Origin of the sequence: Dyadobacter jiangsuensis, from assembly GCF_003014695.1 — a bacterium.
In the GTDB taxonomy this organism is placed as follows: domain Bacteria; phylum Bacteroidota; class Bacteroidia; order Cytophagales; family Spirosomataceae; genus Dyadobacter; species Dyadobacter jiangsuensis.
The window spans coordinates 779,220-797,785 of the sequence record NZ_PYAS01000001.1; the positions used below are offsets into that span (position 1 = coordinate 779,220).

10 protein-coding genes are annotated in these 18,566 nt (G+C 52.3%); 4 read left to right on the forward strand and 6 right to left on the reverse strand.

Annotated features, from left to right (window positions below; genetic code table 11):
- Positions 1-40 precede the first annotated feature (40 nt).
- Complete coding sequence (locus tag CLV60_RS02905) at positions 41-4,204, reverse strand: DUF6923 family protein (RefSeq protein WP_106593854.1); 4,164 nt, start codon at positions 4,202-4,204, stop codon at positions 41-43.
- A 464-nt stretch (positions 4,205-4,668) separates the two neighbouring features.
- Between CLV60_RS02905 and CLV60_RS02910 the strand changes: the two genes are divergently transcribed.
- From CLV60_RS02910 to CLV60_RS02920, 3 genes are all read left to right on the forward strand, one after another.
- Positions 4,669-5,202 (forward strand): YceI family protein, encoded by a 534-nt coding sequence (locus CLV60_RS02910; protein WP_106593855.1) that lies wholly within the window; start codon positions 4,669-4,671, stop codon positions 5,200-5,202.
- 130 nt (positions 5,203-5,332) lie between these two features.
- Positions 5,333-6,148 (forward strand): helix-turn-helix domain-containing protein, encoded by an 816-nt coding sequence (locus CLV60_RS02915; protein WP_106593856.1) that lies wholly within the window; start codon positions 5,333-5,335, stop codon positions 6,146-6,148.
- Positions 6,149-6,240: 92 nt separating this feature from the next.
- Complete coding sequence (locus CLV60_RS02920; protein ID WP_106593857.1) at positions 6,241-8,691, forward strand: TonB-dependent receptor; 2,451 nt, start codon at positions 6,241-6,243, stop codon at positions 8,689-8,691.
- A 2-nt stretch (positions 8,692-8,693) separates the two neighbouring features.
- Here the strand turns inward: CLV60_RS02920 and CLV60_RS02925 are convergent, their stop codons facing one another.
- The 5 genes from CLV60_RS02925 to CLV60_RS02945 form a co-directional block, all read right to left on the reverse strand.
- Positions 8,694-10,919 carry a S41 family peptidase gene (locus tag CLV60_RS02925; protein WP_106593858.1) on the reverse strand — a complete coding sequence of 742 codons (2,226 nt, stop codon included), beginning with the start codon at positions 10,917-10,919 and terminating at the stop codon, positions 8,694-8,696.
- A 154-nt stretch (positions 10,920-11,073) separates the two neighbouring features.
- Entirely contained in the window at positions 11,074-12,282 is a 1,209-nt protein-coding gene (locus tag CLV60_RS02930; RefSeq protein ID WP_106593859.1) for a DUF4374 domain-containing protein, read from the reverse strand.
- A gap of 31 nt (positions 12,283-12,313) precedes the next feature.
- Positions 12,314-14,710: a TonB-dependent receptor gene (locus CLV60_RS02935; RefSeq protein ID WP_106593860.1), complete on the reverse strand. Its 2,397-nt coding sequence runs from the start codon at positions 14,708-14,710 to the stop codon at positions 12,314-12,316.
- Positions 14,711-14,800: 90 nt separating this feature from the next.
- On the reverse strand, positions 14,801-15,205 hold the full coding sequence (locus CLV60_RS02940; protein ID WP_229210788.1) for a hypothetical protein: 405 nt from the start codon (positions 15,203-15,205) through the stop codon (positions 14,801-14,803).
- Positions 15,206-15,229: 24 nt separating this feature from the next.
- Entirely contained in the window at positions 15,230-15,760 is a 531-nt protein-coding gene (locus CLV60_RS02945) for a Panacea domain-containing protein (protein WP_106593861.1), read from the reverse strand.
- A gap of 223 nt (positions 15,761-15,983) precedes the next feature.
- Here CLV60_RS02945 and CLV60_RS02950 point away from each other — a divergent pair, with 223 nt between their 5' ends.
- A complete protein-coding gene (locus tag CLV60_RS02950; protein ID WP_106593862.1) occupies positions 15,984-18,512 on the forward strand; it encodes a phosphocholine-specific phospholipase C in 2,529 nt (842 codons plus the stop codon).
- Positions 18,513-18,566 lie beyond the last annotated feature (54 nt).

Consider the following 18,566-nt stretch of genomic DNA (forward strand, 5'->3'; position numbering starts at 1 on the left):
AGACCAACCGGCCTGTGCTTTTTTCCTTACCAAGTACTATTTATCTAACTATGATTACCTTTTGCACCCGTTGGCTGCCGTCGGCCAAAGTAAGCTTCACGGTGTAAATGCCCGGAGCCAGTTTGCTGACGTCAAGCCCTTCCGGGGTGACGGCCTTGCGGTCGATTACTTTTATGCCTGCGGCATTGTGCAGGACAACAGACTTCACTTTTGCGAAATCCTTGAATTTCAATCGGTCGCTGGCCGGGTTGGGATAGGCGGCGAGCATTGTGTTGCCTTCGAATTCTATGCTCAGAATGCGGCTATATGCAAATGGGGCATTCTGATCGTCCGCGGCGCGGTCTACCATTTTGAGACGGTAGTAGTTCAGTCCCGCTGCCGGTGCCTGATCCACGAAATCGTATTTACGCAATACGCTGCTTTCGCCGTGCGATGCCTTTGTTCCGATGATCGTCCAGTTTTTCGAGTCGAAGCTGCGCTCGATTTCGAAGCGGTCGCTGTTGGTTTCTTCGGAGGTATTCCAGTTGAGCAGCGCGGTGCTGTTGGCTTCTTTGGAAACGGAGAAGGAAACGAGTTTAACCGGCAATCCGCACTCTTGTTCAGTCCGGACGGTGAGCAAAGCAGAGCCGGATGTGAGTGTACACAGGTCGCTGTCGCTGTCGACGATCACGCGGTATTGGTTGCCGCTCCACACAGTGTTGGTGGGCGAAAGGCGCAATGTGTCCGAATTGGCGCCCGAATAGGTTCCGTTGGCATCGGTAGCGCCGCCAGCGGCCAGGTTTGTCCAGTTGGTACCGCCGTCGGTGCTCACTTGCCATTGGTACAGAAGCGTGCCGGTACCCGTTGCTTTTACTGCGAAAGTAGCGGTAGTGGCTTCACAAACGATCTGGGCTGCCGGATTTGGCTTGGTAAGCTCGATATCGCAAAGCGTTGCGGTTACACAATTTGCGCCGTCGTTGCTGCCGGATGGTGTCGACGCTGACATGAAGCTGGCTGAATTCGCAACAGGGTCTATTTTGTAAAAACGACCCGAGTCGTTGTGGAATGCATAGAGCTTACCGGTCGCGTCTGCGAAAACGGCGCCGAAGCCGCTGGCGCCTGGAAGGCCGGATACCGGCGATGCGCCTACGGTAACTGCACCTGTTAATGGGTTGATCGTCGAAATACGTGCATCGGTCGTGAATCCATATATGAGCTGAGTCGACGGCAGATAGGCAAAATCGGATCCGCCAAAAGGTGCGCTCAGTGCCACGCCATAGGTCGGGCCGGCTTGCAGCGCGAATCCGTTCGTCGGGTCAACCAGTTTCAGGTAGGTCGAAGGGCGGTTAGGGTCAACGTCTATCACGTAGAATCTCGGCTGATTGGTCGTGTAAACCATCATATAGCCATTTGGCAACTCTACACCCACGTTAAAGTTGCTAGTTCCGGGCAGGTTCGTGATGGGATATTCCACCGTACCGCCTTCACGGTCGATCTGTACAATGCTGTTGGTGCCGTTTTTGGTTGCCCAGAGCATGTTATCCGCAGAGTTGTAGATCAGCGAGTTGACCGTCATTGGCAACGGCGAGATTTCTGTGCGTGCGCCGGTATTCACATTGTATGCGTAGAGTGTAGAAACAGGTTCTCCGGCAGCGGCGGCCACCTGGTAGGTAATACCATCCGCGCAATCGAAAGGCAGGTTTTCCAGAATTGAGTTCGGGCAGCTCGCTCCGTCATTGCTATTGGAGGTAATGCTGGTCGAAAGCAGCGTCGAAGTAGCCGCAGTGGGGTTAATGCGATGGAATGTGCCGGGATCGTTGGCGAATGCATAAAGTTTGCCGCTCGGGTCGGCAAATACTGCCCCGAAAGAGGTGCCTGTGGGCAAGCTGGCTACCACGGCACCGACGGTCGTTACCCCGGTGACATGGTTGAGCGTCACCAGTCTCGAAGTGGTGGATTCAACCCCGTAGACCAAGCCCGTAACCGGTTCATACACAAGGTCAGCGACATTGATGGCCGCACTCAACGCTTTGCCGTAAGGCGCTGAGGTCTGCAATGCGTAGCTATTCGCCGGGTCGACCAGCCGCAGATAGGTTGAACGTGCCGGGTTGATATCGATCACGTAGTAACGCGGCTGGTTGGAATTGTAAACCAGCATATAGCCTCCCGGCAGCCCGGTGCCGACGTTGAAGTTTCCGCTCAGATTGGCAATAGGGTATTCGATCAGCGTGCCGTCGGCGCCGATGCGGACGATCGAGTTAGTGCCGTTTTTAGTCGCCCATAGCGTGTTGTCGATCTCGCTGTAAATGAGTGAATTTACCAGTGTTGTGAGTGGTGCGATCTGGGTCCTAACGCCAGTGACAACGTTGTACGCGTAGAGCGTAGACACGGTTTCACCCCCCGCCGCAGCCACCTGATAGGCTACGCCGTCCTCGCATTCAAAAGGCGTAACGCAGCTTGTGATGGTTATCGGCTGGCTCACCGGACCGGAACAACCGGGGTTTTCGTAACGTGCGTAATACGTGCCGGCAGGTGCCTGCGTAGGATCGGCCACGAGGGTGCCCGCGGAAGGCGTCGACGAAGTGTAAAAACGCAACGTGCTGCCGGCAGGACCTGGGCCTGCCACCAGACGGTTCAGGTCGTAGGTTACTGCGGGGCAGATGGGAGCGTCGGTGCTGGCAACCAGTGTTGGTTCGCCGGGCGTGGCGTACACGTTCATGGTAGCCGACGACGACTGCGTAGTACAAAGGTTGCTGGTGATGACGCAGCGGTATTGGTAGTTGTTCCAAGCCGCTGTCGATGGCGTTACGGTAAGCGTGGCAGTACCGGCACCTGAGTAGCTGCCGTTCGGGCCTGTAAATGGCGTTGTTTGCATATTCGCCCAGGCACCGCCGCCGTTGGTGCTTTGCTGCCATTGGTAGGTGAACGGACCATTGCCGTCGGGGGCCACGGTGAAGTTCGTAGAATTGCCGGGGCAAAGGGTCACGTCGGCCGGCACCACCGGAATATCGGTATCACATTCCACGAATGCGTTCGGGCAGCTTGCCGCGTCGTTTCCGCCCGAAGGAGGGCTCGTTGAAAGCAAAGTGGCGGTGTTGGCAACGGGATCGATGCGGTAAAACCCTCCTGTGGTGTTGTTGAATGCATATAATTTGCCTGCCTTGTCACTGAATAAACCGCCGTATGGATCGGCCGGAAGGCCCGTTACGCCGGTCGGGTTGGTCGTTACAGCACCTGTTGCCGGGTTCAGCGTTTGCAGGACGCCGGTTGTGGTGATTCCGTAAGCCAGGCCGGTGGAAGTGAGGTAGGCGATATCCGAGCCTGCAAAGCCTGCGGAAACGGGTGTGCCGTAATTCGGCCCCGTTTTCAATGCATATCCGTTGGTAGGGTCAACCAGTTCCAGGAAAGTCGCACGCGTCGGGTCGACGTCGATCACGTAGTAGTCCGTTGCATTCGTTGCGTAAACCAGCATATATGAATCGGGCAGTTCCACACCCACATTGTAACTGGCCGACGGCAGGTTTGCAATGTCATAAACTACTGTTCCGGCGCCCGCGCCGATCCGTACAATGTCGTTGGAGCCAACCAGCGTAGCCCACAGGAAGTTGTCGGCAGCAGTGCTGTAAATCAACGAGTTCATCGAATAGGAAGTCAATCCAATCAGTGTGCGTGTGCCCGAACCCACATTATAGCTGAACAGGGAGGACTCCGTCTGCCCGGAAACCACTGCAATCTGATAAGCAATACCATCCAGACACCCGAACGGCGTCTGCTGGCTCATCCGGAAGTTCTGGTTTGCCATGTTGGCAGCCTGGTTGGTCAGCGCGATTTCGCCGTTCAGCGGCGCATTGGCCTGGTTGGCGGTGTTGCTTGGCCCTACCACGTCTTCGGCCACGTAGTAAGTGCCCGGTATGCGGTTCCCCTTGGAATTGGTGGCTGTGTTGGTCAGTACCAGCTTGTGGCCCGTCAGGTTGTTGGGCAGGCCGGCGAAGGAATAGCCGCCGGCAGGGCCGACTTGTGTAGAGGCAATAATCGCCCCGGATGCATTGACGACATTGACGTACATCGTACCGCCAAAATCGGTGCCGGTTTCGCCGGCGTCGACGATGCCGTCATTGTCGGCATCGACCCAGACGGTCCCGGTGATGTTGACCGCTATGGCCGCTCCATAGCACAGCACTCCGAATAGCAGGAAAAGAGCCCTGATCAATAGATTTTTGTTCATAAGCAAACGTTTGATTAGGTGAAAAAATTAGGGGATTGAAATTCATGATTGGATCAGACTGCGTAAATGGGGCCGCATAGATCGGGCCCGGGGCAGCAAATTCTGCGGGACTAAAATCTGTTGGCCGGGCGAGGAGGGAGAGCGCAGGATAGCATGTAACTCGCGGACAAATATCGAATTAAATGTTTACGTGATATGATTTAATTCGTAGATATGGTTCTACAAATAATGATTGTTCTTGTAGAAAAATTTTTATATGAAAGTGCATTGATGAACCTGAATCCAGTGCGGTAGGCGCAACCACTATCTAAGAGTATAGTGGTAACCTCGGGGTAAGCGGTCGATCTCGCGTGCACCTGGGGGCTAATTTTGTATCGCCGCCCGGCCCTGACGGCAGGCGATCAGGAGTGGCTTCCTGTGAGGGCCAGGTGTGAAGTATTCATACCATCAAACACAATGAAATCATGTCAAAGACAACGTGGAATGTAGATGTAGCGCATTCAGAAGTTCAGTTTAAAGTAAAGCACCTGGTTATCTCGACTGTAACAGGATTCTTCCGTACTTTCAGCGGGTCGGCATCGACGGACGGCGATAGTTTCGAGAACGCCAACGTCAATTTTACCATTGACGTCAACAGCGTAGATACCGGTCAGCCCGGCCGTGACGAGCACTTGCGTAATGCCGATTTCTTTGAAGCGGAGAAATATCCCGAGTTCAGCTTTGTTTCAACTTCGCTTAGAAAAGATAAGGGCGATTTGTACAAGCTTGTAGGCGACCTGACGATCAAAGGTGTTACCAAAGAAGTGGAACTCGCAGCCGAATATGGCGGTACCGAGCGTGATCCCTGGGGTAATACCAAAGTCGGATTTGAAGTAAGCGGTACCATCGACCGCAAGGAGTTCGGCGTGACATTCAATTCACTTACTGAAACCGGCGGTCTTGCACTGGGAGAGAATATCAAGATCCTGGCCAATATCCAATTGGCGAAACAGGCGTAATAGCCATTATTTAGAGTAGCTAACGTGCGAGAGGGTGCCCTGTTTCGGGGCGCCCTCTTTTCATGTTCAATGCTTTTGACTTAATTTGTATACTCTATTAATTTACTAGAATATCCCTAGGCCCCGTTTTATGCAAATCGAGATTAAGAATAAGTTGAACGACAGAGAGTTGTTCCGTATCAAAAGGATGAAGGAGGTAATTAAAACAACTCATCCGCACGGGCACAAGGAATATCTCGAAATCATATACCTTACACAGGGCGAAGGGCTGCACCAGATCGACCATCACCGTTTTCCGGTAAGCGGCAACAGCCTGTACCTCGTGATGCCGGGTCAGATTCATAACTGGGAACTGACCGCCATCCCAAAAGGCTTCGTAATCATGGTGCAGAAGGACTTTCTACTGGGGCACCCGCTTTATGATGCGCTGTTTCAGACCTTTCCTCTGGCATTCAGCAGCGGCTACCGCCTTGAAAACGCAGGGGCGACTTTCGAGGGAATTTTTGAAAGCATTGAAACGGAATATGCCTCACGGCAGTCAAATTATGAGGCTATTGTACAGACTTACCTGCTGTTGCTCTTCAATTTGCTGAAACGTGAAGCGCACATGGATCGCAGCCAGCCCGAGCCCCCATTGCTCAAATCCTTCTTTGAACTGGTGGCGGCACATTACAAATCCATGCACGAAGTCGCCTGGTATTCCGGCCAATTGAATGTGACGCCTAAAACATTGAATGCCAATTGCCGCAGGTTTCTGGATAAAACAGCCGGAGCGGTGATCAACGAAAAACTGACGGCCGAAAGCAAGCGCCTGCTGCTCTACTCGCAAGCTAATTTGGGCGAGATTGCCTACGAGCTTGGCTTTACGGACCCGTCGCATTTCAATAAGTTCTTCAAAAGGCAAACCGGCGTTCTGCCGAGCATTTACCGCAAGGGGATTTCCTAGATATACCAGTTTTAGGACCGAAAGTACAAAAGTCTACTGAGTTTGTAGGGTTATTTTTGCCGCATCACCGTGAACAGGCGGAAATAGCCCTTATGAAATTTCTTTTTACCCTTACAGTGCTTTTTGGCGCATTAGTGCCCATCATGGCGCAGAGCCAGGTGACCATTACCGGCAAAATCACCGATCATCAAACCGGCCAGGGGCTGCCTTATGCCTCCGTCGCATTGTACCGCTCAGCCGATTCAACCCTGGTAAGCGGCATGCTGGCAGATGATAGGGGAGCTTTCCTATTTGAAAAACAGGGTGTTACTGCGTATTACATCGAATCACAATACATGGGATACGGGAAGTTGCGCACGTCGGTACCCGTGCAGGCGGGTAACGTGGCATTACCGCCTCTGGCCATGCAACCCGATGGTCGCGTGCTCGACGCTGTGGAGGTGACAGGCAACCGGAGCACGGTTGAAAACAAAATCGACCGGCAGGTGTACCGCGCGGGCGCATTTCTGGGCAGCCAGGGAGGTACTGCTGTGGACGTGCTCAAAAATACGCCGTCGGTGACAGTCAACAGCGAAGGCGATATCGCATTGCGCGGCTCGACGGGCTTTCTGGTGCTCGTGAATGGCAAGCCGGTGCAGACCGACCCCGCGGTTGTACTTAACCAGATTCCCGCGAATAGCATTGAAAACGTCGAAATTATCACCAGCCCATCGGCGCGCTTTGATCCGGACGGGAAATCGGGGATCATTAATATTACTACCAAAACAGTCGCGAAAGACAGCCAGAGCCTGGTGGTGAATGTGCAGGGTGGGTTACCGTCCGTTCATACCTATCATAACCTGAAAAATCCGCAACGCTTCGGCGCAGACGCTGCCTGGGGCATCAGGGCTGGTAAATGGGAAGTGAACCTGAGCGGCAGTTACCTTCGGAACGATCTCACAGGCCGGAGGGTGGGTGACGTCAACACGACGATCGGGGATGTTTTTACTTCCTTCCCGTCCGATGGTGAGCGGAGTTTCAAGCGGTACAACTATACGGCACGGGCATCGGTGAGCTATACCGCCAGCCCGTCGGACGTCATTTCAGCAGGTTTTTACAAGGGTTATCGCTTCCAGTCGAGAAGGGCCGATTTGGTTTATAACAATACCAAAACCAACCTGGGTACAGGACAGAACGTGGGACGGATTACCTATTTCAATTCCAATATTGCCCAGAAAACAGCCGATGTGACGTCTGCTAATCTCGATTACCTGCATCGTTTTGGAAATAAATCGGAGCTGACGTTGTCCGGATTGGTCGAATCTGCCGAGCTGGACGGCCTCACCACCAATATCAACCTTTCCGAGCCGGGCCGCACGCATACTTTGCAAAACACCCGCAATCCGAGCGAAAACCCTTTAAATGCGTACCGCTTGCAGGCCGACTATGTTGTACCGATTGGCAAAGGGAAGCTGGAAACAGGCTACCAATATCGCAACCAATTGCAGAAAGGCGTATTTCAATACCTGGATCAAAATATGGAAACCGGCGAATTTGTGCTGGTGCCGCAGTTTTCGAGCCGCACGCGCCTGGAAAACCACATCCATTCGATGTACGGCCAGTATAGCGGGAAATCGGGCAAGCTGGAATATTCGGGTGGATTGCGCTATGAATATGCCACCCGGCAGTTTACCGCCGAAGGTGCCGTTACCCGCAACCTTGATTTATCCAATTTCTTCCCGTCTGCGCAATTCCAGTACGCATGGGGCAAAGGCTGGCGCGGGAAAGCGGGCTACACGCGCCGCGTCCAGCGCACAACGAACAACGAGCTGAATCCTTTTCCCGAACGGGAGCATTCCGAAACCCTCGAATCGGGTGATCCGGACATTCTACCCGAATTCATCGGAACGGCCGAAGCGGGCGTCGTGAAAGAGTTCGAAAAGGGAAGTGCTTTTGTAACCTTGTATAATCAGCGGATCAAAAACGTAGTCAACCGGGTCAACAGCGTTTACAATGATACGATCGTCAACCGTATTTACACCAACGCAGGCCTGGCGACTTCATGGGGCGTGGAAATCGGTGGGAATACCAGCCTGACTAAATGGTGGCAGGTTTACGCCGGCGCGAACGTGTATCGGTACGCGATCGAGGGAGGGCTTTTCGGGAACACGGTAGTGGTGAACACATCGAGCGTAGTGTATTCTTTTAATGCCAATACTACCTTCAAAATCGCCCCCACTTTGCAGGCGCAGTGGGGGATCAGCTACTTGTCGAAAAGAGTAACCGCGCAGGGTGAGGATTCCCGGTTTGTGAATCCGTCGCTTTCGGTGAAGAAAACGTTCCTGAAAGGCAAACTCTCGGCCACATTGCAATGGCAGAACATGGACCTGGGTATCGCAGGTGCTAACCAGCAGCGTATATCAACCTGGGGCAGAGACTTTTACACGACCACCAACTACATTCAGGAAACAGACATTTTCCTCATTAATCTGAGCTACAACCTCAATCAACTCGCCAAAAAAGCCAAACTCCCGGCCAGCGAATTTGGTGACCGGGAGTTTTGAGGTTACTTGCCGTGGATGAGCTGCAAGGCTTTTTCGAGCGGCTCATCCCGGCCGTCGGCAATGCCCTGGATGGTGGGCTTCACCTCTACCTGTGGCACAATGCCGATCCGCTGGGTTTCGCGGCCGTCGGGGTAGTAGACGCCGATACCGCTGATGCTCGTACGTAGCCCGCCGGGCAGGACGATGTGTGATATATCACCATCCGCCCCGGCTGTCGTGCTGCCGATTACCGTCACATTGGGTGCAGCGGCGAAGGCCATCGTCGTGAATTCCGACTGGCTTACGGAGTTTTCATTCACGATCACAATCACCTTTCCCTTGTAATGATCGGGATTAGTTTTGCCGAGTTTCAGCTCGGGCGTCCAGGTAAACACACCGGGCGTTTTGAAGTTGCCTACGGTGAATTTTGCAAACGGTTTCGCCTCCGGCAGCAGCATCGGTCCGAATGAGAATACCATAAAATCCGACGGATAACACCGCATATCCACGATCAAACCTTTGCTTTTCCCGATTTGCGGTGCCAATGCGGGCAGATAAGAATTTTTGAATTTCCCCGGGAAAATATAGGCTACGTCCTGCCCGATCATTTTGAAGCAAGTGTCCTTTTTGTTGTAATTGGCATATGTATTAACCTTGCTGCGCGGATAAACAGAAATGTTTGCTTTTTGCACTTTTCCTGCCCGCTTGAAGGTGATCGCAATCGTGGAGTCGTTGCTCCGAAGCAAGTTTGGTGCCATAGTTTTCAGCTGGATCACGGGATTAGAGCCAGGCGTGTAAGGCTTCTTTTCGGCAATGATCTGCTTAACACCTTTTCCATTGATCGTCTCGATCACATCGCCTGGTTTCAGCCCGGTTTGCTTGCCCAACTGCGCATTGAAATAATCGATAACAACCGGTTTCCCCTCGATAAAACTCAGCTGAACGGGCGCGAAGTTTTGCCCGAAATATTTGTCCAGCGCTTCGTGGTTGCCATTGAGGTTGGCGTGCGAATCCTTGACCCTCGTAATGAGAGCCAATGCGGCCAGTTTGTATTCTGTTTCGTTAGCGGCCGTCACGAACCTGGGTACAAATTCTTCCAGTACCGCCTGCCAGTCCTCGTGGATCAGCGGCTTGTAGGGGAAGAAATACTCGATCATATTCCAGTACCTGAACAGCGAGAGCAGCCTGAAACCGGCATCGGGATAGGCCATTTCCGCATAGGGATTTTCGTTCTTGAATTCGGGATTACCCACGTCGATATACGACGCGATATAGTAATGCTCATCCGTGCGGGCAGCCCGGCGGATGGAGTCGAGTCGGGGCGGTAATGCATCGCCCGACTTCGCAAGCCACGCGAGGTCCGGTTTTATCACCGCATCTGCCGGAATGGCCTCCGGCGACAGTTCCCTGATCGGCCCGAACTTACTCAGCCATTGGCCGATCACCTGTTGCCGCTCCGTATCGTTTTTGGCAGCGATGTACGGCGCAGCCACGCGGAAAAGCTCATAATCCATATTGAAATTACCATTCGCCACGGCGGGGTGATGGTATTTCACAAATCCCCATATCCTGCCCAGCTGCGCCAGGCTGGTAGCCTGCTCTTTGGAAAGCTTGTAACCCGGACCCAATGCCAGCTTCGACCCGCCGTCGAATTCCTTGTCGAGCTCGGCGGCATAAATCTTTTTAGGAGGGGCCTCGGTGAATGGCTTACCATCGATAAGCAGCTCAAACTGATCGACCCAGAGTGTTCCCGGCCCCACGAGCAGCGCGCCAATGTAGATTTTATCTGCACCGGAGGGGTAGGGCAGCTTAATGCTGTACTGCTTCCAGTCCTGTGTCCCGCGCAGGTTTTCGCCTTGCATATTATTGAATTGCAGCATTCCCGATTTTCCGTCGATCCGCATCATCAGCCCGGCGAAGCCCTTCCCGACATCCCTGAATTTCATATAGCCCCTCAGTTCTATTTCCTTGCCGCTGTAATCGGCCGGCAAGGGGTTGGCCGCAGAACCGAATTGTATATTGTCCATCACCTCCGGCGACTGGATGCGTAGGGAGGCCTTACCCTGGTATTTTTCCGTGGTATCGGGAGAGAATTTATAGCCTTTTCCCCATTCCATCCAGGGAGCAGGCAGCTTGTCTGCAATGAGTGTTTTTTCAAAATTGAGGTTAAAATCTGTCGATGAAGGCTGCTGCGCCAGGGCGACTCCCATGGAAAGGGCGCACAGTGCGGTTGTAAAGAAATATCGCATGACCAAGGTCTTTCTTGGTAAAAGAATGGTTACTAATGTGCTTACTGTAACCGAATGTAAAAAGAATGTTACCTTGTGCAGAAAGAAGAAACCCCCGTGGGATTTTCCGCGGGGGTTAACTTGATATATCAATTAAGTGTTGATAGCGAGCTTGTTATTTCGTTTTTTCCAGCCGAAGAATGTAATCGATGCCATCTACAAACTCGGCGCCTTTCGTCAGTTTTTCGCTAGCCGGGTCGTATTCCCAGATATAATCCTTGTCGGCTGCATTCACGGCGATATAAGCTTTGCCGTCTTCCACCACCACGGCATTGACCATCCGTTCGCCCTTGTCGGCAGGGAGGTCAAGCTTTTTGATAAATGTGCCGGTTTTTACGTCGATAACAGAGAACGAGTGGTCGGCATCGATTGACTCGCCCTTGATACGCGTGCGCACGATGGCTTTACCGTTGCCGATATACCACATCGCCGCGCCCATGCCGTTATCCGTTTTGGCTGAAAGATCAAAGAAATAGGTCGGATCGAGCGTGGTAGCACCGTTTTTGATACGGTAAACTATCGATGGAGATTTGTAATCGTAACCGGCCACCGGATCGCTGATGAAGTAAATGTCGCCGTTTTCATCCTTGAACGACGCCGGCGCGTACACGATCGGGCCGCCGGGCGTAGTGGTGCGCGTGTCGGTGATGGTGCTTTCGGTTTTCATGGAAGGGTAACTCACAACCGCCACATTGAAATCGGGGTTGACCGGCAGCGGTTTTACCGACCAATCCGAGAACGAATAGCCGTAGCCCACAAACAGCTTGCCGTCGCGGTATTCGGCAAACCCGACGTTATAGCCGGTAAAGCCAGCCGGTTTTGCTTTCAGGTCCAGTTTTCCGGTAGTAAGCGTCATATCTGCCACTTTCACGATAGCGTAACGGCCTTCGCCTTCCGCGTCGCCGAAGATCACGAGCGTCTGATCATCCACCCACACATAGGAGCTCCAGTTGAGGAATGTGAAGGGCACTTCTTTGTCGATCACCAGCGTGCCGTTTTGAACGTGATACTTACCAAAACGGCCGCTGCCGAAATTGGCGTGGTAGTAAAATCCGTCCTTTTGAATAATGTCCTGCGCATACACTTTGCCGGTCATTTCGGCGCCGTTGCCTTTGAGGGTGATGGTACCGCTCGTGAGCGACGGCACATCCGCAATGTAATAGGCGGTATTGGGCCATGCGCCCACACAAAGTACGGCGGAGTATTTGCCTTCTTCCTGAACGGGAGTACCTCCGTTATCGTCGCTATCGCTGCATCCGTGAAGGGTGAATGCGGTGAGCGCAACGAGGATGGCTTTGGCCGGGTAGCTGAAAAATCTGTTCATTTTTGGGTGTTATAGGTAAAATTTAAGTTGCTTAATGGATGAAATAGCGGAGTTTCAGCGCGAATGCACGACCAGGCTTTTGAAGCCTGAAATTGTCGTACGCGAGGTCGTCGGTGAGATTGCGGCATTCGGCCGACACGTTGTAGCGACCGTCGGCAAACGAATAGCTCAGCGTCGCATTGTGGATCAGCTGGCTCGGGATCGTCGACTTGCCGTTTACATTCCCGAAAGCCTCCCAGGTGAGGTAAAACCAATGCACATATTGGGTAAACCAGCTGAATTGCAGGCGCGAACCCTTCATAAACACATCGCTTTTCCCGATGCCCAGGTTGGCATTACCGAAGAACCACGGCTGATTAGGGATTTTGTTCTTATAAGTCGCTTCGGGCACATTGGAGGTCGTGCTGCCGAACTTCGTCATATTGATCGCATTCTGATAGGTTGCATTCACATTGAAAGAAAGCAGATCGGCGTAGTCGTACCGGAGTTCGGCTTCGAAGCCTGTTACCCGCACATTCGATTTGTTCTCGTTTTTCAAAGCCTTCGAACGCTGGTCGGCAACGGGGTAAATGAAGTCGGAGGCATTGCGGTAAAAGCCGGCTGCTTCGGCGAAGAAGCGGTGCTTGCCGGTGCGGAAACCATAGTAGGAGCCCAGGTTCACGTTATCGCTGCGCTCGGGTTTGAGGTCCGGATTAGGCTGGACATTCAGGCCGTCGCCAAACACTTCTTCTACCTCCTGCAAGCGGAAGGTATGTTCCAAGGAGAGCTTCACGCCGAGGTCGGGCAGGATTTTGTACCGCGATGCCGCGCCGTAACCGTAATTGGGGAAATTGTCGGTCAAAACCTGGTAGCCGTTGTCGACCCATTTCTTCCGTTCGAGGCCCAGGCCATAATATTTGGCAAAAAAGGTATTGGTCCAGCGCTTGTCGAGCAGTTCCTGCTGGTAGGCAAGTCCCAGGATCTGCTTCGTCATGATCCCCGGCATATCGTCGCCGGATACGAGCAATTCATTATAATTCTCGTTTTTGAGGCGATCTATCGTGTAGTTGAGGTTCAATGAATGCCGCTCGTTGAGTGTGTAGCTCGCATTCGCACGTAGGAAGGCACGCGGGCGGATGATATGCGAGAGCGATTTGATACCGCCCATTTCGGTCGCGCCCTTGGTAGTCCAGGAGCCGTCCCAGTAGTATTGGCGAAGTAGGGTATCGGCAGTCAGGTATTTGTCTGTTGAAAGCGAAGCAAACAGGTTTACGTCCAGGCCATTTACCAATAGGTTGCTTTTCTTGTACCGCAACGTCCCGGTCGACGATTTTCCCTTTCGTTCCACATTGCCGTATACAATGGCCTGTTCAAAACCCGTTTGCTGGTCCTGGCGGCTCTCGGAGTAACCAAAACCTGCATACAGAACGTCGGCCCAGCTTTTATTGGTAATACCCACCTCTACCTGCCCCATACCCGAGCGGTAGTGGTCGTGGAAACGTTTCACGTCGGTGGTTACGAAGTTGGCCCCGGTGAGGTCGGTGATCTGATTCCCGACACGCGTCCCGCCTTCCAGGATCTCGACGCCTTTCATCTTATAATTGTTGTCGGAGTAATTGAAAAAGCCGCTCGCCTTGACGGTAATGCCCGTCGGCTTGTGCACATACTGAGCTGTCAGCGCCGAACGATGGGTGTTAAACGAACCGTAGCTGTGGCTGAGGTCGAGGTAGTTGGTTTGTTTCTGGTTGGTGATCACATTCACCGCGCCGCCCATGGCGTCCGAGCCAAGCTGCACCGGCACCACGCCTTTATACACCTCGATACGTTCCGACAGGTTCACGGGAATATTGTTCAGCGACATCGCGCTGCCCATGACTTCCATCGGTACGCCGTCGATGAAATACTTCACCGCCTTGCCCGAAAGCCCGTTGATCGAAAAGTTGAAGTTCGATCCCAATCCCCCTTGCTCGCGGATGCGTACGCCGGCGCTGCGGTTGAGTACCTGGTTGAGGTCGGCTGTGGTGTTTTGAAACTGTTTCGTCTCGATCGCATTCACAGTAAAGGCCTGTTCCTTCACTGCCTGCGTTTCCGTTTTACCGTAAACGCTTACTTCATTGAGATTTTGCTGGTTTTCTTGGAGCTGGAAATGGAGGGAGGCTGTCTTTCCGGCTTGTATCGTTACCGTTTCCGACACGGCTTTGTAGCCCATCAATGTGGCTTGCACGGTGTAGGTGCCTGTTTTCGCGGCTGGTAGGGCAAAAAAGCCATTCGCATCCGTCGTAACGCCGTTCGGGGTTTTGAGGATGGAAACGGTTGCGCCGGGCAGCGCCTCGCCGGATGCTGTTTTGACATAGCCGGAAACCGAAAGTACCTTTTGGGCGAACCCTTGGAGCCCGTTAAAACTGATGGTAATCAGGAGGAATAAACGTGTAAATAAGCTGCGTGGCATGAGGTGTTGATTCATATATCACCTCTTAGTAGCCCCAAATCGAAATACCCGAAGGTCGGGTTTGAAAAAAATCAGGAATTGGGAAATGCATTAATCATAAAAGCCATATCGCTTCTTGATTTTGCCTTTGATGGTCATTGAACAGCTGATCTGGCGCCTTATTGTTTCGAAATCTTGCCGATCGAGCTTGCCGATAACGACGGTCGGACGGTTTTGAATGATCGTGCATAGTTCTGATCGCTCGATGATTTTGAGTTTCGAGCAATCGACAAACGATGTGTGATCAAGATAGTCGCGACCGTCGGCCGGAAATTCAATATGTTGGCATTGAAGGTCCAGATTGTAATTGACCTTCATATTGAGTTCCGTATTAATGTATACCGAAGCTAACGTGAGGCTGTCGGCTGATTCACCGACGATAATGAAACGCTTGACTTTGGGCGGAGTCGTGTCTTTGACCATCATCCGAAGGACGGTCCCAATCAATGAAGCCATCAGAATGATTGCAGCTATTGGTAATCATTCAAACTTCGCTGAATGGATCAGCAACTGGTCTTCAATGTATTTGACCATGTGGTTGTCAGCCCCGCCGGCTTTGGCAATGGCAACCGGGCTTATTTCCTTGTCCCGACCTGTCTGGTTCCAGGCTTCGTCGTGTGATTTGTCCGTCAGATCGTTGAAACTGAGTTTTTTGTTTTCCTGCACAGATTCATCCATGCATTTCATTTCTGATTCGGAAAGGAAATCAAGATCCGGTGCGGTAATCCCTTGAATTGAGTAACGATCCACAGCCGAAAAGTACCGCGCGTAGGATGTTCCACCTTCTTTGACATTCTTATAAATATCATAGGCAATGGAGGGTACCGGCCCGTTTTTCATGGCGTGATAATGATCCTGTGAAATAGCAGCACCATATTTGACCAGGTGTTTCTGGTCGGCAAAGTAAAGGATTTTGAAAAGCTTGTGAATATCGGAGTGCCCGCCGAGCTTTTGCAGAATGTAAAGTAGTAAATGGATAGTCCCCTCGATTTTTTCTTCAATTGCGTTCATAGCTCGAAAATAGGTGTTACCGGTTGATGGTTTCCTGAGTGCAGAAAGAATGAAGGAACATTTGAGTAGTCCCCAAAGGTACTACTTGTTTTGGAATTTTTACAATCCATCTGGATTTTTTCCAAAATTTCTTAACACTCCCATAACCCACTACCGGCGAACGCATCAGTAATTTTGCCGCTCCCATTACTTGTACCTTTTAGTAACCACCCAAACTAAACCCATGGATTCAAGAAGAGATTTTATTAAAAAGGCGGCGATGCTGGCTGGCGGCGCGGGCGCGGCGAGTTTGTTCCCGGAGTCGGTGCAGCGGGCGATGGCGATCACGCCCGATCCGAATACGACTTACCTCGATGCGGAGCACGTGGTCATCCTGATGCAGGAAAACCGCTCGTTCGATCATAGCTATGGCAAGTTGCAGGGCGTACGGGGCTTCAACGACCCACGGGCTATCGATCTGCCGAATAGGAATAAAGTGTGGCTCCAAACCGACCTGAAAGGCGACACTTACGCGCCATTCAGGCTCGATATTAAAAATACGAAAGCCACCTGGATGCACGACCTGCCGCATTCGCGCGAGTCGCAGGTGGATGCCTACAATGGCGGTAAATCCGACAAATGGCTCACTTCCAAGCGGTCGGGCCACAAGGAATATGCCGAAATGCCGCTGACGCTCGGTTACTACGAGCGGGAGGATATTCCGTTTTACTATGCCCTGGCCGACGCATTCACGATTTGTGACCAGAATTTCTGCTCGTCGATGACGCCCACGCATCCCAACCGTTATTACCTCTGGTCGGGTACGATCCGCGAAAAGCCGGAAATGGACTCGCTGGCAGTGGTACGGAACAGCTATTTTTCCATTAACAAACCAGTGAAATGGAAAACTTTCCCCGAGCGTATGCAGGAAGCCGGTATCAGCTGGAAGTTCTATCAGAATGAAGTAGGCGCGGTGGTACAGTTCCATCCCGGCGTCGGCTCGTGGCTGAGCAATTTTGGCTGCAACCCTTTGGAGCGTTATGCCCAGTATGGCGTGAAATATTCGAGAGATTTTATCCATTACGCGACTTTGGAAGTGGATAAAATCAAAAAGGACCTTCCGGCATTGAAAGAGAAACTGGATGCCGCGACGGGTGCTGAAAAGGACAAACTAACCAAATCATGGGAGCAGCGGCATGCCTTGCTGGAACGCCTCGAAACTGATTTGGCCGAATTTAGTGAGGAGAATTTTAAGAAGCTGTCGGTGTTTCAGCAAGAGCTGCACCGTAATGCATTTGTGACCAACCGCAATGACCCGGATTATCTGAAACTGTCGTCGATATCATACATTGACGGCGACGTGGGTAAGACTATCGAAATGCCGAAAAGCGACATTTTCTACCAGTTCCGCAAGGATGTGAACGAAGGTAAGCTGCCGACGGTTTCATACCTCGCCGCGCCTCAGAACTTCTCCGATCACCCGTCGGCGCCGTGGTATGGCGCGTGGTACATTTCCGAGACGCTCGATATCCTGACGAAAAATCCGGAGGTGTGGAAGAAGACCATCTTCATCCTTTGCTATGACGAGAATGACGGCTATTATGACCACATTCCGCCATTTTCGATTCCTGATCCGACCAAGCCGAACTCCGGGAAGGTGTCCGCGGGCATCGATGTCAAGGCCGAGTATGTGCCGTTGGAACAGGACGAATCCCAGGTGCCGAAAGCCAATGCGCGTGGTGGGGCGATAGGCCTGGGCTTCCGCGTGCCGCTCGTGGTGGCGTCGCCGTGGTCGCGGGGCGGGAAGGTGTGTTCGCAGGTTTTCGATCATACTTCGATTATCCAGTTTCTGGAAGAATTTACGAACCATAAGTCCAGGAAGCAGGTTCGGGAAACGAATATTACCGAATGGCGCCGGACGATATGCGGCAATATGAGCTCGGTTTTCCAGCCTTTCGATGCGTCGCCGTATAAAAAACCGAAGCCGGTGAATCGCGATGAAATCCTCACGACGATTCACAAAGCGCAGTTCAAAGCGGTGCCGGCAAATTTCAAGGCTTTAAATGCGACGGAAATCGGGAAAATCAATGATAACCCGGTCGGATCGCCCTTTTTGCCGAAGCAGGAGCCGGGGACCAGGCCGTCGGTGGCGATTCCGTATGAGCTGTATGTAAACGGGGCGTTTTCTGCGGATAGGGCTGCATTTGAGATAACCATGCATGCAGGAAATAAGGTTTTCGGTGCCAAATCGGCGGGCGCACCGTTTATCATTTACGCCATGAATGCCTATGAAGGTGAAGTGTTGCGGGTGTGGAACTACGCCGTGAAGGCTGGCGATACGCTGACGGAAAGTTTCAAGCTGGCGGGTTTTGAAAACGGCCAATACCACTTGCGGGTCTACGGTCCTAATGGCTACTTCCGCGAGTTTGCAGGTAACGCGCAGGAATCGGAGATGGCATTGTCCTGTGGTTATGTTTTGAATAAAAATGGTAAACCGACTGGCGATCTGGAACTCGTGGCGGTGAACAACGGAAAGAAACCCCAGACGCTGAAAGTTACCGACAATGCCTATCAGCAAAAGGAAATAGAAGCAAACCTGCCCGCCGACGGAACGGTGAAAATGCTTATCCCGGCTTCAAAGGCCCATCAGTGGTACGATTTCAACGTGCATACGGGCGCAAAGAGGGGCATTATGCGCTTTGCCGGCCGTGTAGAAACCGGTAAAGAGGGCATTAGTGACCCGTTCATGGCCGATGCTTCGCGTAAAATTTGATTGAAAACATAAAGAAATCGCCGGGTTGGGGCTTATCCTGTAAAACTCCAACCC

Coding starts and splice junctions, on each gene's coding strand:
- CLV60_RS02925 (WP_106593858.1), bottom strand. CDS start 10,919: ATGCGATATTTCTTTACAACCGCACTGTGCGCCCTTTCCATGGGAGTC.
- CLV60_RS02905 (WP_106593854.1), bottom strand. CDS start 4,204: ATGAACAAAAATCTATTGATCAGGGCTCTTTTCCTGCTATTCGGAGTG.
- CLV60_RS02930 (WP_106593859.1), bottom strand. CDS start 12,282: ATGAACAGATTTTTCAGCTACCCGGCCAAAGCCATCCTCGTTGCGCTC.
- CLV60_RS02945 (WP_106593861.1), bottom strand. CDS start 15,760: ATGAACGCAATTGAAGAAAAAATCGAGGGGACTATCCATTTACTACTT.
- CLV60_RS02920 (WP_106593857.1), top strand. CDS start 6,241: ATGAAATTTCTTTTTACCCTTACAGTGCTTTTTGGCGCATTAGTGCCC.
- CLV60_RS02940 (WP_229210788.1), bottom strand. CDS start 15,205: ATGGCTTCATTGATTGGGACCGTCCTTCGGATGATGGTCAAAGACACG.
- CLV60_RS02935 (WP_106593860.1), bottom strand. CDS start 14,710: ATGCCACGCAGCTTATTTACACGTTTATTCCTCCTGATTACCATCAGT.
- CLV60_RS02910 (WP_106593855.1), top strand. CDS start 4,669: ATGTCAAAGACAACGTGGAATGTAGATGTAGCGCATTCAGAAGTTCAG.
- CLV60_RS02950 (WP_106593862.1), top strand. CDS start 15,984: ATGGATTCAAGAAGAGATTTTATTAAAAAGGCGGCGATGCTGGCTGGC.
- CLV60_RS02915 (WP_106593856.1), top strand. CDS start 5,333: ATGCAAATCGAGATTAAGAATAAGTTGAACGACAGAGAGTTGTTCCGT.